Genomic DNA, 15,944 nt, shown 5'->3' with positions numbered 1-15,944 from the left:
TCGAAACGCCCCGCACGGTGGGGCATTCGAGGATGGGCTGGGCGAGCAACGGCCGGGTCCATGTTGTTCTGTCTGCGGATACGGTCCCCTGTGAAAGGAGTGACGTGACAAGGCCACGGCGGGGGTCTAGAGTCACGGCCCATGACTACCAATGTTGCTGCCTACCAGGCCGTCGCCTCCGACGCCCCGCTGGAGAAGGGCACCATCGAGCGCCGGGACCTGCGCCCGGACGATATCCGCATCGAAATCGAGTTCGCCGGCATCTGCCACTCCGACATCCACACCGTGCGCGAGGAGTGGGGACCGATCAAGTTCCCCATGGTCCCGGGACACGAGATCATCGGCCGCGTCACCGAGGTCGGTTCCGAGGTCACGAAGTTCTCGGTCGGCGAGCGCGCGGGCGTCGGCTGCCTGGTCGACTCCTGCCGCGAGTGCGAGTGGTGCCTGAAGGGCGAGGAGAACAACTGTCCGAAGGCCGTGGGCACCTACAACGGCAAGGACCGCTTCGACGGGCGCCCCACCGACGGCGGGTACTCGACCGAAATCCTCGTCTCCGAGGCCTTCGCGCTGCACATCCCCGAGAACCTGGACCCGGCCGCGACCACGCCGTTGCTGTGCGCGGGCATCACCACGTACTCCCCGCTACGGACGTGGGGCGTCACCGAGGGCTCCAAGGTGGCCGTGGTGGGCATGGGCGGTCTGGGCCACGTGGCCGTGAAGCTCGCCGCCGCCATGGGCGCGGAGGTCACCGTGATCAGCCAGACCCGCTCCAAGGAGGAGGACGGCCGCCGCTTCGGCGCCACCGACTGGATCGCCCGCAAGGAGGATCCCGAGGCCCTCAAGAACCACAAGGGCGAGTTCGACGTCATCATCAACACCGTCTCCGCCCACGTGGACGTGCAGGAGTTCATGGCCACCCTGCGCCCGCACGGTGCCATGGTCCTGCTGGGGCTGCCCACCGAGGCCCTGGAGGTCAGCGCGGGCTCGCTCATCGGCGGCCGCAAGTCCCTCACGGGCTCCAACATCGGCGGCATCCGCGAGACCCAGGAGATGCTGGACTTCTGCGCCGAGCACGGTGTCACCGCGGAGATCGAGCTGATCAGCGCCGAGGACATCAACGAGGCCTACGACCGCGTGGTGGACTCGGACGTCCGCTACCGCTTCGTGATCGACGCGAAGACCATCTGAGCAACCGCGCAGCACGCACAACGCCCCGGACCACTACGGTCCGGGGCGTTGTGCGTGCACGGGCCGTGTCCCGCCCCCGTGTGGATTGTGGAGCCGCTCCCGTCCGCTGAAAGCACTCCTGAACACGGGCCTGACACGTTGACAGGGAAGGCACCACGACGCAGTCCGCCTGCACCGGATCGACCTCGACCACCCGGGGCAAACGTCAGATGCGGTTCCTGACGGTGGGCGGCATCTGCTACCTCACCACCATCGGCATCAACGTCCTCCTCAAGTGGACGGTGCTGGAAGAGAAGCCCACCACTGCGCTGCTCATCGCCACCACGATCGCCAGCGTGGTCTCCTGCTCGCCGAACAAACGGTGGGCCTTCAGCTCACGGGGGAGCAGGCACCCGGAATCGGAGGCATTCGTGTCCTCGACCGGTTCGGTGCGCAGCTTCTTGTGGACGCGGGCCACGAGATCGGGTGCGACCGAGGCGTCGATCCCGGCGAGCTCAGCCGGGGCCGCAAGACCACCCGCTTCCCCGGTCGCCGACGACGCCGCGGCACCTCACTCGGCGGGCGTCCGCTCTGTGACGAGGTCCGCCAGGACGTAGCACGTGTGCACGGGCTGGCGGGTCCCGGAGTCCTTGGGGAGGAACCGTGCGAGGTCAGCGTCCGTGCCCGCGAGCAGCAGGTCCGCGCGGTGACCGAAGCCCGCTGGCAGAGAGGGGGCGGCCCCCGCCGCGCGGGGCGGTCGTGGCGGGGGCCGGGGTGGCGTCCAGGTGCGCCGGTGTTACTTGCTGCCTTCCATGAGGTCGTAGGCGGACAGCGTGAGGAACGCCGGGTAGTCCTCCCTGAGCACCATGTCCGAGATGAGCCGCCCGGCGGGCACGAACCACTTCTCGTAGTTCTCCTGGTCGATCTCACCGCGCAGCACCTCGAGCTGAGTGTCCAGTGCGTCGGAGACGAGCTCGCGCGTGGCGGTGTTGTCGGTGTCCGTGTAGACCACGCCGTTCTTGATCTGCTGCCAGATCTGCGAGCGGGAGATCTCCGCGGTGGCGGCGTCCTCCATCAGGTTGTGGATGGCCACCGCGCCGCTGCCGGACAGCCACACCGCCACGTAGCGGATGGCCACGTACAGGTTGGCGTTGAGCTCCTTCTCGGTGCGCTGGTCCCCCGCGGAGGGCACGTCCAGCAGCATCTCGGCGGTCACGTCCACGTCGGGGCGCTGGTGGTCCACCTGGTTGGGCTTCTCGCCGAGCACGCCGTCGAAGACCTCCTGGCACACGGGCACGAGGTCCGGGTGGGCCACCCACGAGCCGTCGAAGCCGTCATTGGCCTCGCGGGTCTTGTCGTTGCGGACCTTCTCGAAGGCGGCCCGGTTGACCTCCTCATCCTTGCGGGACGGGATGAACGCGGCCATGCCACCCATCGCGAACGCGCCGCGCTTGTGGCACGTCTGCACCAGCAGGTCCGTGTACGCGCGCATCAGGGGAGCGGTCATGGTCACGGCGGAGCGGTCCGCCAGGATGAACTTCTCCCCGGCGTCGCGGAAGTACTTGATGATGGAGAACAGGTAGTCCCAGCGTCCGGCGTTGAGCCCGGAGGCGTGGTCCCGCAGCTCGTAGAGGATCTCGTCCATCTGGAACGCGGCGGGGATGGTCTCGATCAGCACGGTCGCGCGGACGGTGCCGTGCTCGATGCCCAGGTAGTCCTCCGCGAACGTGAACACATCGTTCCACAGTCGCGCCTCCAGGTAGGACTCCATCTTGGGCAGGTAGTAGTACGGCCCCTGGCCGTTCTCGATCAGCTGCTTCGCCGTGTGGAAGAAGTGCAGCCCGAAGTCCGTGAGGGAACCGGAACCGGTCTTCCCGTTGACCGTGATGTTGTACTCGGGCAGGTGCCAGCCGCGCGGGCGCATGACCACCACGGCCAGGGGCACGTCCTCGCGGAGCTTGTACTCCTTGCCCTCCGGGGAGGTGAAGCCCAGGGTGCCGCGGGCGGCGTCGCGCAGGTTGGCGATCGCGTCCACCTGGTTGGCCCAGCTGGGGGAGGCGGCGTCCTCGAGGTCCGCGAGCCACACCTTGGCGCCGGAGTTCAGGGCATTGATGGCCATCTTCGCGGGCGACGCCGGTCCGGTCATCTCCACGCGCCGGTCCTGCAGGGCCGCGGGGGCCGGGGCGACCTTCCAGTCGCCTTCCCGAACCTCGCGCGTCTCCGGGAGAAAGTCCATGGTGCCGCTCTCGGCGGCCTTCGCGCGGGCGGTCTCGCGCTTGCCGAGCAGCTCCTCACGACGGTCCGCGAACTTCTCGTGCAGCGCCTCCACGAATGCGAGGGCGTCGGATGAGAGGATCTCGTTCGCGGCGGGGATGTTGTCGGGTGTGTTGTGGGTGATGCTCATGGGTTGCCTCCTGGATTTTCGGTGTAGTTTGTACTGCTCATTGCGGGTGCGGCAGGCCCTGCACTCGGTACGACGCCGCCGCACCCGGTCGTTCCCGTCAGCCGGCCTGGCGGCCTCCGCCACGGACTTCACGGCCTCGGCCACGGCCGGGGCGACGTTCTTGGTCGAACACGCTGGGGACGATGAAGCTCGCGTTGCGCTCGTCCTCGTGCACGCAGTCGGCGATGGCCCTCGCGGCGGCCGCGACCACCTCTGAGGTGATCTCGCAAGCGCCCGCGTCCAGCAGCCCGGGGAAGGCCAGCACGCTGTTGATCTGGTTCGGGAAGTCCGGCCGGCCGGTAGTCACTACGGTCGCGTGCTCGGCACCTTCCACGGGGGTGGACCTCGGGATCCGGATTGGCCATGGCGAAGACGATGGCGTCGTCGGCCATGGTCGCGATGTCGTTGCCGTCCAGGACATTGGGGGCGGAGACGCCGATGAACACGTCCGCGGCACCCACGCCGGAGACGACCACCTTGACGTCGTTCAACGCCTTGAACAGGGCGGCCTTGTCCTCCATGGCTGGCAGGGCCGCGGCTGGTGCGATGTCACCGAGGCCCGGTACCGCGGTGTCGTCCGTGACCACGGCCACGGTGTTGCGCTTGACGGTCAGCCGCCGGACGTCTTTGGGGCTCTCTCGGACGGGTATGCACACGCGGGCCACGCCCGTTGTGTAGGCGCGGAAGAGGTCGTCACGGTTGCGCAGGGACACGCGCGGGGTGACCTCGATCTTGCCGCCCAGGTGGATCAGGAAGGTGCGGTCGGAGATCTTGTGGACCTTGACGCCGTCCAGGGCGTTGAGCGCGTCGCGCACCTCGTCCCGGTGCTCGGCGTTGGACACGTTGCAGCTGATGTCCACGACGACGCTGTGGGGGAAGGACTCCACGATGTCCAGTGCGGTCACCTGGGCAGCGGCGGCGGCCGCCGCCGTGGTGATCTCACTCGTGGAGTTGAAGGTCGCGGGCGCTTCCATGCGCAGGACCATGGAGTAGCCGGGGTGGGGAGCCGCCATGTGACGGGTTTCCTTCCGAGTCGAGCGGAACCGCGGTGGCCCGCTACCTATCCGTATTGTGGAAAATAAATTTCATTAATTGAATCCTAGGCGTAGAGTACGAGGCATGACAAGGTCTTCGTGAGACTTGTTTCACATTGCGGTCACCGTACGCGACCCCACGCGGGGCGGTGATCGCTCCGGCAGCAGAGGGAGAACGGCCATGGCCGAAGGCAAGAGTGCGGGCGGCGTGCAATCGGTGGAGCGGGTCTTCGACCTGCTCAACATCATCACCGCGTCCGGAGGGGAGTCCTCCCTCAGCGAGCTCGCATCCCGGGCGGATCTTCCGCTGCCCACCATCCACCGGTTGCTACGCACCCTGATCCCGCTGGGCTACGTGCGTCAGCTGCCCAACCGCAGTTACGCGCTGGGCCCCGGACTGATCCGCCTCGGCTATGCGGCGGGCCTGCAACTGGGCACCTACGCGCAACCAGTCCTGCAGGGGCTCGTGAACGAACTGGGGGAGTCTGCCAACATGGCGGTGCTGGACGGTCACATGGTGGTCTACGTGGGTCAGGCGCAGTCCTCCCGCTCCATGCGCATGTTCACCGAGGTGGGCCGGCGCGCCCACGTGCACGACACCGGTGTGGGCAAGGCGATCCTGGCGACCCTGCCCGAACAGCAGGTCGTGTCCATCGTGGCGTCCATGGGCATGCCTACCCCCACCGAGAAGAGCCTCGGGACTGTGGACGAGCTTCTCGCCGATCTCGAAAAGATCCGAGAACGCGGCTACGCCGTGGACGACGAGGAACAGGAGATCGGCGTGCGCTGCTTTGCCATGGCACTGCCGGATGCACCCACACCCACTGCGATCTCGGTGTCCGGGCCCACGTCCCGCGTGGACTGGGACTTCGGCGACCGCGCCGTGCCCCTGTTGCGCGAGGCCGCCGAGCGGCTGTGCGGACAGCTGGCCCAGGCCGGTTGAGCGACTTCGTCCGAGTCTCGACGCCGCGTCGGTCCCGGTACCGTTTGGTCCACGGGCTTCAGAACCGCCTGGCGGCAGCCCTCAATGCCCGCGCCAAGCGGTCGCTGTCCTGCGGTGTGTTGTACAGGGCGGGGGTCACACGAATGACCTCGCCGTTCGTCACACCGCCGCGACGCACCGTGAATATCCCCCACGTCCTGGTGAGGTAGTCCGTGATGGCCACGCTGCGTTCCCGGGTCGTGTTCCCGTCGATCCGGAAGGACGTCAGTGCGCCGTACATGCGCCGATCCTCCGGAGTCATGATGGTCAGATTGGACACGTCCAAGACCTGGTGCACCCAGCGATCACGCAGGTACTGCAGGCGCGCGAACTTGTTGGCGGCTCCCACGGCTCGGTGGAAGTCCAGAGCCGCCGGGACCGCCAGGTAGTTGGCCGAATTGGCGGTTCCCGTGTGAATCCGTGATCGCACGTCATCGGCGTCGTGGTCCTCGTCCGCAAAGTGACGATCGATATCGGGAAGGCGATCCTTCTTGATGTAGAGAAAGCCGCAGCCCAGCGGTGCGCCGATCCACTTGTGCAGATTGAACCCCACGAAGGGGCTCTCGAGATCCCTGACGCTGAAATCCACATGGCCCCACGAGTGCGCGGCATCCACGATTGTGTCGACCCCGTGCTGCGCGGCCATCCGGCTGATCTCCGCGATTGGCAGCTTGAGGCCCGTGCGGTGGGAGATATGGGTCAGTAGGAGCAATGTGATCCGCGGATTGTCCCGGAGCAGCTTGGTGTAATGATCGATCACGTTCTGGTACGTCGCGGGTTCCGGGATCGCGGTGGCGATCACGTCCACCCCGCGGCGGTCCTTGAGCCACTTCATGGCGTACTGCATGGAGTCGTAGTCGAGATCGGCGTAGGCCACGGCGTCACCGGGCTTCAGCTTGTTGTAGCCACCGATCAGGGCCTGTAGCGCCTCCGTAGCGCCGCGCGTGATGGCGATTTCCTCCACGGAGCACCCGACAGCTTCCGCCAGTCGAGCCCGCACATCTGTGATGCGCTCCTCGTACGCGTTGCGGAGGAACCAAGAGTTCTGTTCCTGGATGGTCCGGTTGGCGTGGGCATAGGCATCTCGTACGTTCTGAGGGTTCGCTCCGAAGTACCCGTTCTCGAAGTTGGTGACGGGCATGTCCATGCGGAAATGCCGTGCGACGGTGCGCCAGTACTTCTCGTCACGGGCCAGGCGGCCTGCGGGGGTCCGCGGTGCAGTGGGCAGTCCGGAGGGGTCTCGACCATGGCGCCCACCCTGGTGGGCGTGGGCGGGGGAGGTGACGAGGCCGCCCGCCGCCAGCGCGCCCAGGCTTGCTGTTCCCGCGACCAGATTTCGGCGATTGAGTTCCATGATGTGCAGGCCCCCGGAAGTGTGCTGATGTGCACCACAGCCTGGATCCCGGACATCGCCACTAGTCAAACTGAAAATTTCCAATGGACGATCCGCAGATGAAATTCGGCTGCGCATCACGGTGCCACGCGGGCGGGGCCCTAGCCTGCGGGCTGCGTCGTCGAACCAATCGACTCATCGGGCAGTCATACGGGGTGCTTCTCGCCGGCCCATCACGGCCCGGGCACGGTGAACGCGCGGCGGTACGTCACTGTGCCGCGCGGTGTGGGGGCGTCGTGGTGGTGGGTTGGTGGGTTAGGCGTCGCCTCCGGTGTTACCGCTGGTGCCGGCGGCGGGGTTGGTGAGGTCGTAGCGGGTGATGGCTTCTGTGGGGGCGGACCAGTCGATCTCTCCGCGTTTGGCCAGCATTTCCAGGGTGCGTACGACCATTGAGTGCGCATCGATGGTGAAGTACCGGCGTGCTCCGGCGCGGGTGTCAGCGAACCCGAATCCGTCAGCGCCCAACGAGGCCCAGTCGTTGGGTACGTACTGACGCACGGAGTCCGGTAGGGCCGAGGTGTAATCACTGGTAGCGATCACCGGTCCCGTTGCCCCTGCTAGTGCTTGGGTGATGTAGGGGGTGCGGGCTCCTTCACCGGGGTTGAGGAACGCCTCATGTTCGGCGGCGTGAGCATCCCGGCGTAGGTTCGTCCACGAGGTCACCGACCACACGTCGGCGGAGACCGACCATTCCTCGGCGAGGATCCGTTGGGCTTCTAACGCCCAGGGCACCCCGACCCCGGAGGCCAGCAACTGGGCGCGCGGGCCTTCGTTGGTGGCGGGTTTGAGCAGGTAGATACCGTTGAGGATCCCGTCCACATCGACGTCTTCGGGTTCGGCGGGTTGGTGGATGGGTTCGTTGTAGACGGTGAGGTAGTACATCACGTTGTGATCCTCATCCGCGTGCCCGTACATGTGTTCGATCCCGCGTTTGACGATGTGGGCGATCTCGTACCCGTAGGCGGGGTCGTAGTGGATCACCGCGGGGTTGGTCGAAGCCAGGATCGGGGAGTGCCCGTCAGCGTGTTGCAGGCCCTCACCGGTGAGTGTGGTACGCCCGGCGGTGGCGCCGATCACGAACCCGCGGGCCATCTGATCGGCTGCTGCCCAGAACTCATCCCCGGTGCGTTGGAACCCGAACATGGAGTAGAAGATGTACACCGGGATCATGGTTTCACCGTGGGTGGCGTAGGAGGTGCCCGCGGCGGTGAACGCAGCGGTGGCCCCGGCCTCGTTGATCCCCGGGTGCAGGATCACACCCTGGGCGGATTCCTTGTACGCGAGCATCAGTTCGCGGTCCACGGAGAGGTAGTTCTGCCCGTTGGGGTTATAGATCTTCGCGGTCGGGAAGAAGGAGTCCATCCCAAACGTTCTGGCCTCGTCCGGGACGATGGGTACGATGCGGTGCCCGAAGTCCTTCTCCCGCATCAGGTCTTTGAGGATCCGCACGAACGCCATGGTCGTGGCCGCCAGTTGTTTGCCCGAGCCCTTCTTCCCCGAAGCGAAGGCTTTGTCCGAGGGCAAGGTGAGCGCCTGCTGGGTGTGGGGGCGATCCGGGAGGAACCCACCCAACTCCTGACGGCGTTCCAACAAATACTTGATTTCGGGGGAGTCGGGTCCGGGGTGGTAGTAGGGGGCGTTGTAGAGATCCGAGTCCAGTTGCTCATCACTGATCGGGATCCGTAAGTGATCCCGGAAGGCCTTGAGGTCTTCGAGGGTGAGTTTTTTCATCTGGTGGGTGGCGTTACGGGCCTCGAAGTGCGGACCCAACCCGTAGCCCTTGACGCCTTGGGCCAGGATCACCGTGGGCTGGCCGGTGTGTTCCACCGCCGCCTTGTACGCCGCGTACACCTTGCGGTAGTCATGGGCGCCGCGCTTGAGGTTCCAGATCTGCTCATCCGTGTAATCGGCCACCAGTTCTTTGGTGGCTGCGGAGCGGGCGAAGAAGTGATCGCGGACGAACCCACCGGATTCGGCTTTGAAGGTCTGGTAGTCCCCGTCCAGGGTCTCGTTCATGATCCGCACCAGCTCCCCGGTGTGATCCGCTTCCAGTAGGGCGTCCCATTCCCGGCCCCACACGACCTTGATCACATTCCACCCCGCACCGCGGAAGAACGCTTCCAGCTCCTGGATGATCTTCCCGTTCCCGCGTACCGGACCATCCAAGCGTTGCAAGTTGCAGTTGATCACGAAGGTGAGGTTGTCCAACTTCTCATTCGCCGCTAACTGCAGCACACCACGGGATTCGGGTTCATCCATCTCCCCGTCGCCCAAAAACGCCCACACGTGCTGGTCCGAGGTGTCCTTGATACCACGGTTGTGCAGGTACCGGTTGAACTGGGCCTGGTAGATCGCGTTCATCGGCCCGATCCCCATCGACACGGTGGGGAACTGCCAGAAATCCGGTAAACACCGCGGATGCGGGTACGAGGGCAACCCGTTGGGGGCGTGGGTCTTCTCCTGCCGGAACCCATCCAACTGCTCCTCCGTGAGCCGGCCCTCGAGGTAAGCGCGGGCGTAGTTACCGGGGGAGGAATGACCCTGGAAGAACACCTGATCCCCGCCCCCGGGATGACCAGGTCCGCGGAAGAAGTGGTTCAACCCCACCTCATACAACGTCGCCACCCCCGCGTACGAGGAGATATGCCCGCCAACAGAGACTTCCGGGCGTTGAGCGCGGTGGACCATCACCGCCGCGTTCCAGCGCAGGAAAGCCCGGTAGCGGCGCTCGATCTCCTCATCACCGGGGAACTCGGGTTCTTGATCCACCGGGATCGTGTTCACATAATCCGAGGTCGTCACCATCGGCACACCCACCGAATGCGTGCCCGCGTGCTGCAACAACGCCCGCATCACGTACTGCGCCCGCGCGGTACCCTGCGCCTGGATCAACGCGTCAAACGACTCGATCCACTCCTGCGTCTCCTGAACATCAGCGTCCTGAAGATTATTCGTCAACCCACTCAAAATGTGGTGATTGCTTGAAGGCTGCATGTGTTGTTCTCCTGCCATGAGAGGCGGGGCAGTTCTGACCGTGCGGTTGTCGGTCCCCGGGTGGGGGTCCGGCCACCGCACGTGAAGGATATGTGCGAACCGTGTCCTTCCGCTCACCGCGTGAGGACACGGTTGGCGGCGGGAAATCAGTGCTCGCCCGCGGTCCCGGACTTCTTGGAGTCCAGGGGCGCCGGGACCACTTCACCGGATGCGATAATGCACGGGATCTCGTTGCTCTCGGAGTCCACGAGCTTACCATCCTTGACGGTGTCACCTTCCCGCAGGTGATTCTGGAGGTGCTCGATGGATGCGATGGGCACGAAGCGCGGCGGGGCCTCGACCCGTACGGGCGCCCGGACACGAGTTCCTCGATCCAGTGCTGGACGTCCAGGGCCGGTCCTACGGCCGCGACGGCGGCTTCACGATCGAGGCTGTTGAACTCGGTTAAATCCACGATCCATCCTCAAATATTTTGTGATGTGAAATCTAAATTTCATTTAGGAACAGCGAACTGGGTCACACGGGGTAAGTCACCGAGTGGAACCACGTTTCTTCCGAGTAACCGCCGGACTCTTCCACGGGTGTCATCGAAGCGTCGGAAAGCGGCCTCGTCCCCGGGCAGTTTGCATCCCGAGGCCCCCATGACATAGGTGTAAGCCATGAAACCGTTCGTGCTGCTGGCCACCCGTGATGACAACGTCCTCGCGGACGAGGAATACCGGGCCGTGGCCCACTTCGGGGGCCTCGAAGAGGACCAACTCGAACGCATCCGTCTGGAGTCCGGTGAGTGGCCCGCGCTGGACCTGGACAGGTACAGCGGGATCATCGTGGGCGGGTCGCCGTTCAACTCCTCGGACCCGCCGGAGGAGAAGTCTAGGGCGCAGCGCGTCGCTGAGACCTGGATCAGCGCCCTGCTGGACGACGTCGTGGCCCGAGACTTCCCGTTCCTCGGCGCGTGCTACGGCGTGGGCACCCTGGGGATCCACCAGGGGGCCAAGGTGGACCGGTCGTGCCACGAGGACGTGGGTCCCATCACCGTGAGCGTGACCGACGAGGGGGCTCGGGATCCCCTACTCGTGCAACTGCCCCGCGAGTTCAGCGCGTACGTGGGGCACAAGGAGGGCACCCGTGTGCTGCCGCCCAACGCGGTGCTGCTCGCCACCGGGACCGCGTGCCACGTGCAGATGTACCGGATCAAGAACAACCTCTACGCCACCCAGTTCCACCCCGAACTGGACCCCGAGGGGCTCGTGAGCCGCGTGCGCGCGTACAAGGACTTGGGGTACTTCCGGCCCGAGGACACAGACACCGTGATCGACCGGGTGGTCAACGGCCCCGCCGTGGACCAGGCCCCGCGGATCCTACGGGCGTTCGTGGAGCGTTACCGGCGTTGACCCGCCCGGGTCGAGGCGTCTGATCACGAGCCCGGTCGTCAACGCCCCGGGGGGCGGACCACCCGGGACTTCCGGTACCATCGGGCGGATCCGCCCCGGGCTGGCATCTCATACCGCGGTCGGAATTCGCCGGTTCCCCGTCGGAGCCACCCCGGATTCACGGCCAGCGCCCTGCACAGAGGGCCCTGAGCGTCACCCGTGACGGCTACCGTGGAGTCATGAGTCACGCCAGCGCCCCGTGGTCCCGTCCGTCGCCCCCCGTCCAGGAGCCGCCCCGGACCTGCACCCTCTTCTACCACCGCCTGGCGCACGCGGATCCCCGGCACCGCTGGTGGATGCCGCTCGTGGAGGGGCTCATCCTGCTGGCCGTGCTCCTGCTCCTGACCATCGGGTTCTTCCTGATCATGGTCTTCGCGGCCCCGGGACGGATCGAAGGAGACATCCTGGCCATGGATCAGCTGGATCCGGTGGTGTTCTTCATCCTCTTCGGCTCCGTGGTCCTCATGCTCCCGAGCGCCCTGCTGGCCCGGCTGGTACTGGGCCCGCGTCCCCTGGGGTTGATCTTCTCCGTGACCGGGCGGATCCGGTGGAAGTGGCTGTTCACGTGCTTCGTGGCGGCGGTCGCGATCTACGCCCTGATCAACGCGATCGCCGTGGGTCTGGAACTCGCCGCGGGCGGCAGGCCCGTGTCCTTGCAACCGGCCCCCGGTTTCTGGTGGCTCATGGCCTCGGTGATCTTCGTGGTGCCCCTGCAATGCGCGGCGGAGGAGGTCGTGTTCCGCGGCTACCTGGCCCAGACCATCGGCCGGTGGCTCAAGCACCCCGCGTGGGCCATCCTGCTCCCGGTGCCGCTGTTCGTGCTCGGTCACGCGTACGACATCTGGGGTCAGGCCTCGGTGGGGATCATGGCCGTGGCCATGGGCATCATCACGTGGCGCACCGGTGGTCTGGAAGCGGCGATCGCACTGCACGCCGTGAACAACATGACGGTGTCCCTCATGGCCATGGTGGGGCTCACGGACATGAACGACACCTCCGGGGCGCCCACGGACCTGATCGCGGTGGCGCTGATCAACGGTGGTTACGTGGCACTCGTGTTCTGGCTCGTGCGCCGCAACCGGTCCGTGGCCGTGACCCGCACGATCGTCCTGCCGCCACCCCCGCAACCGGCCCGGCTGCCCGAGCTCGGCCACCGGCCCCCTCGGTTGGCCGCGGACGCCTCGGGCCTGGCGGCCTACGTCCTGGACCCGGCCACGCAGCGCTACCTGGTCCTGCCGCCGCAGTACGGTCCGTACTCCGTGCGGGACGGGCAGGGCCGCTACGTGGGTCTGCTGGACACTCGTACCGCCCACGGCGCGCACGCGGGGCACGACGACGCCCCCGTGGCGCTGGGCGAGCCCTCGGGCAGTACCTCGGACGAAAGCGGCCCCCGGGTCCACGGCCCCGACCCGCACGGTACGACGACGCCGCTTCCGCGCGGTACGACGCCCCCGCCCGCCGGCCCGGGCGAGCGCGACAACACCCCCACCTACACTGGGCGTCATGACGGATAGCTCGCACGAATCCACCACCCCGGCCGACCCCGCGAACGGAACGCCGGAGCCCGGCCCCGGAACACCCGAGGCCGGCTTCGCGCGTGCACTGGGCGAGTACGTCACGGCCTCGCCCAGCTCGTTCCACGCCGTGGCCACGGCGGCCGCTGCGCTCGACGCCGCGGGGTTCACCGCCCTGGACGAGACCCGGCCGTGGTCGGAGTTGTCCGCGGGTGGCTACTACACCGTGCGCGACGGCGCCTTGATCGCCTGGGTACTCCCGTCCGGTGCCGTGCCGGGTGCGGGGTACCGGATCCTGGGGGCCCACACCGATTCGCCGGGGTTCAAGCTCAAGCCCCGCCCCACCACCGTGACGCACCGGTGGTACCAGGCCGGCGTGGAGATCTACGGCGGTCCGCTGTTGAACTCGTGGCTGGACCGGGACCTGCGCTTCGCCGGTCGGCTCGTGGTGCGTGGCCGTGACGGCGGGACCCGGCAGGTCCTCACCGCGACCGACCCCGTGGCCCGGATCCCGCAGTTGGCGATCCACCTGGACCGCAGCGCGAACGAGGGTCTCACGCTCGACAAGCAGCGCCACGTGCAACCCGTGTGGGGCGTGGGGCAGGCCCAGGACGCGGACGTCCTGACCGTGCTCGCGGATGCCGCGAACGAGTCGCGCAAAATGAGCCGGACGACCGTGACGGGTGCGCCGAGTGCCGCGGCCGGCGACGGAGCGGTGGCCGAATCGATCACGGCTTCGGACATCCTCGGCTACGACATCGTCGTGGCGGACTCCCAGGCCCCGGAACTCATCGGCGCGCAGCGCACGCTGCTCGCGAGCGGCCGTCTGGACAACCTGACCTCCGTGTTCGCGGGCCTGCGCGCCCTGATCGGACACGCCCACGACCTCGAGAGCGCGGAGCACGTGAGCGTGCTCGCCGCGTTCGACCACGAGGAGGTCGGTTCGGCCACCCGTTCGGGCGCCGCCGGCCCGTTCCTCGAGGACGTGCTCGTGCGCATCAGCGCCGCGCGGGGCGAGACCACGGACGATTATCGGCGCTCGCTCGCGGCCTCCGTGTGCTTGTCCTCGGACGCGGGGCACCTGGTGCACCCCAACTACCAGGGCCACCACGATCCCGTGAACACCCCCGAACCCGGGGGAGGGCCGCTGCTCAAGATCAACGCGCAGCAGCGTTACACGACCGATGCCACGGGTGCGGCCGAGTGGGCCCGGGTGTGCGAACGCGCCGGAGTGACCTACCAGGAGTTCGTCTCCAACAACACCGTGCCGTGCGGATCGACCATCGGACCCATCACCGCGACCCGCCTGGGCATCCGCACGCTGGACGTGGGCGTGGGGCTGCTGTCCATGCACTCGGCGCGCGAACTCGTGCACACCGGGGACCTGTACGCCCTGCACGGGGCGGTCGCGGCGTTCTGGCGCCCGTGAGCGCAATGACGCCGCCCCGGCGACCTTCACGCGGAAGGTGGCCGGGGCGGCGTCGTCGTCGAGCGCACCAGCGGCGCGCGGGACCGTGATCCTTACGGGAGTTGGAGCATAGAGATGTCCGCCATGCGGGCCATCACGCGCACCACCTGGCACGAGTAACCGAACTCGTTGTCGTACCAGACGTAGAGCACCACGGAGTTGTTGTTCACGATGGTCGCGAGTCCGTCCACCACGCCGGCGCGGCGGGAGCCCACGAGGTCCGTGGAGACCACGTCCGGGGAGTCCACGTAGTCGATCTGCTTGCGCAGCGGCGAGTTCAGCGAGATGTCCTTGAGGAACTCGTTGATCTGGTCCTTGGACTCCGGGGCGTTCTCCAACTGCAGGTTGAGGATCGCCATGGACACGTCCGGGGTGGGGACGCGGATCGCGTTACCGGTGAGCTTGCCCTTCATCACGGGCAGCGCCTTGGCCACGGCCTTGGCGGCACCGGTCTCGGTGATGACCATGTTCAGGGCGGCGGAACGGCCGCGGCGGTCACCCTTGTGCCAGTTGTCGATCAGGTTCTGGTCGTTGGTGTAGGAGTGCACGGTCTCCACGTGACCCTGGATGATCCCGTACTCGTCGTTGAGGACCTTGATCACGGGTGTGATGGCGTTCGTAGTGCAGGACGCCGCGGAGAGGATGGTGTCCTCCGGGGAGATGTCCTTGTCGTTCACGCCGCACACGATGTTCTTCATGTCGCCCTTACCGGGGGCCGTCAGCAGGACCTTGCCCACACCCTTGGACTGCAGGTGCTGGGAGAGGCCTTCCTCGTCACGCCACACGCCGGTGTTGTCCACGACCAGGGCGTTGTCGATCCCGTACTCGGTGTAGTCGATCTCCGCCGGGGAGTTGGCGTAGATGAATTGGATCGGCACACCGTTGGCGGTGATCACGTTCTTGTCCTCGTCCACGGTGATGGTCCCGTTGAAGGGGCCGTGCACCGAGTCGCGGCGCAGCAGCGAGGCGCGCTTGACGAGGTCGTTGCCGGGCTTGCGGCGCACCACCACGGCGCGCAGGTTCAGTCCGGTGCCGTCGTTGCGGTTGAGCAGGATGCGCGCGAGCAGACGCCCGATGCGCCCGAAGCCGTAGAGCACGACGTCGCGGGACCCGGGTTCGTTGCGCCCGCGCTGGTCCACGGCGGGAGCAAGGGCCTCGCGCAGGTACGCCTGCAGGTCACCGCTGCCGGCCACGGTGTAGCCCTGGTAGAGCTTGGCCACGTCCACGTTGCACACGCCGAGGTTGAGCTCGCCCAGCGTGTGGACGATCTCGAGGGTCTTGTCGATGGGCATTTCCTCGCCCAGGATGCGGCGCGTGAAGCGGTGGACCTTGATGATCTCCGTGACGGACTTGTGGACCAGGGAACGGCCGAACACCGTGGTGACCACCTTGTTGCCGCGGTGCAGCTGACCCACCAGGGGGACCAGCTGCTCGGCAAGGGCTTCTCGTTCGGACCACGTGGCGCTCATGAGCATCCTTCTTCCTCGGCCCGGACGTCGTCGTGAGGGCCGTGTTG

The 15,944-nt window shown here is 66.8% G+C and carries 11 protein-coding genes and 1 pseudogene; 6 read left to right on the top strand and 6 right to left on the bottom strand.

Annotated features, from left to right (window positions below; genetic code table 11):
- The first annotated feature begins 141 nt into the window (after nucleotides 1-141).
- Both ACW9PK_RS03625 and ACW9PK_RS03620 read left to right on the top strand, forming a co-directional pair.
- Nucleotides 142-1,188, top strand: a complete 1,047-nt coding sequence (locus ACW9PK_RS03625; protein WP_368844894.1) for an NAD(P)-dependent alcohol dehydrogenase — start codon at nucleotides 142-144, stop codon at nucleotides 1,186-1,188.
- Nucleotides 1,189-1,397: 209 nt separating this feature from the next.
- Complete coding sequence (locus ACW9PK_RS03620) at nucleotides 1,398-1,784, top strand: GtrA family protein (RefSeq protein WP_457016559.1); 387 nt, start codon at nucleotides 1,398-1,400, stop codon at nucleotides 1,782-1,784.
- 179 nt (nucleotides 1,785-1,963) lie between these two features.
- Here the strand turns inward: ACW9PK_RS03620 and aceB are convergent, their stop codons facing one another.
- Together aceB and ACW9PK_RS03610 are read right to left on the bottom strand one after the other, a co-directional pair.
- A complete protein-coding gene (aceB, locus tag ACW9PK_RS03615) occupies nucleotides 1,964-3,571 on the bottom strand; it encodes a malate synthase A (protein WP_131333490.1) in 1,608 nt (535 codons plus the stop codon).
- Between the two features lie 111 nt (nucleotides 3,572-3,682).
- A pseudogene (locus tag ACW9PK_RS03610) lies at nucleotides 3,683-4,623 on the bottom strand (malic enzyme-like NAD(P)-binding protein); the annotation flags it as partial.
- Between the two features lie 202 nt (nucleotides 4,624-4,825).
- Here ACW9PK_RS03610 and ACW9PK_RS03605 point away from each other — a divergent pair.
- Nucleotides 4,826-5,587 (top strand): IclR family transcriptional regulator, encoded by a 762-nt coding sequence (locus ACW9PK_RS03605; protein ID WP_035964809.1) that lies wholly within the window; start codon nucleotides 4,826-4,828, stop codon nucleotides 5,585-5,587.
- A gap of 58 nt (nucleotides 5,588-5,645) precedes the next feature.
- On the opposite strand, the gene ACW9PK_RS03600 is transcribed toward ACW9PK_RS03605, so the two are convergent.
- From ACW9PK_RS03600 to ACW9PK_RS03590, 3 genes are all read right to left on the bottom strand, one after another.
- Nucleotides 5,646-6,980, bottom strand: a complete 1,335-nt coding sequence (locus ACW9PK_RS03600; RefSeq protein ID WP_457016557.1) for an aminotransferase class V-fold PLP-dependent enzyme — start codon at nucleotides 6,978-6,980, stop codon at nucleotides 5,646-5,648.
- 294 nt (nucleotides 6,981-7,274) lie between these two features.
- A complete protein-coding gene (gene aceE, locus ACW9PK_RS03595; RefSeq protein WP_457016555.1) occupies nucleotides 7,275-10,013 on the bottom strand; it encodes a pyruvate dehydrogenase (acetyl-transferring), homodimeric type in 2,739 nt (912 codons plus the stop codon).
- A 146-nt stretch (nucleotides 10,014-10,159) separates the two neighbouring features.
- On the bottom strand, nucleotides 10,160-10,333 hold the full coding sequence (locus tag ACW9PK_RS03590; protein WP_206069149.1) for a hypothetical protein: 174 nt from the start codon (nucleotides 10,331-10,333) through the stop codon (nucleotides 10,160-10,162).
- Between the two features lie 339 nt (nucleotides 10,334-10,672).
- Here ACW9PK_RS03590 and ACW9PK_RS03585 point away from each other — a divergent pair, with 339 nt between their 5' ends.
- The 3 genes from ACW9PK_RS03585 (at nucleotide 10,673) to ACW9PK_RS03575 (ending at nucleotide 14,389) form a co-directional block, all read left to right on the top strand.
- On the top strand, nucleotides 10,673-11,407 hold the full coding sequence (locus ACW9PK_RS03585) for a glutamine amidotransferase (protein ID WP_085108798.1): 735 nt from the start codon (nucleotides 10,673-10,675) through the stop codon (nucleotides 11,405-11,407).
- Between the two features lie 218 nt (nucleotides 11,408-11,625).
- Complete coding sequence (locus ACW9PK_RS03580) at nucleotides 11,626-12,960, top strand: CPBP family intramembrane glutamic endopeptidase (RefSeq protein ID WP_457016552.1); 1,335 nt, start codon at nucleotides 11,626-11,628, stop codon at nucleotides 12,958-12,960.
- Complete coding sequence (locus ACW9PK_RS03575; RefSeq protein WP_457016550.1) at nucleotides 12,950-14,389, top strand: M18 family aminopeptidase; 1,440 nt, start codon at nucleotides 12,950-12,952, stop codon at nucleotides 14,387-14,389. Before ACW9PK_RS03580 ends, ACW9PK_RS03575 begins: the two co-directional genes overlap by 11 nt.
- A 92-nt stretch (nucleotides 14,390-14,481) precedes the next feature.
- On the opposite strand, the gene ACW9PK_RS03570 is transcribed toward ACW9PK_RS03575, so the two are convergent.
- Nucleotides 14,482-15,897, bottom strand: a complete 1,416-nt coding sequence (locus ACW9PK_RS03570; protein ID WP_098055803.1) for a glyceraldehyde-3-phosphate dehydrogenase — start codon at nucleotides 15,895-15,897, stop codon at nucleotides 14,482-14,484.
- Nucleotides 15,898-15,944 lie beyond the last annotated feature (47 nt).

The organism is Kocuria sp. MNB10 (assembly GCF_054073685.1).
The sequence above is the reverse complement of the archived record's forward strand: the minus strand, read 5'-3'. Positions and strand labels throughout refer to the sequence as shown.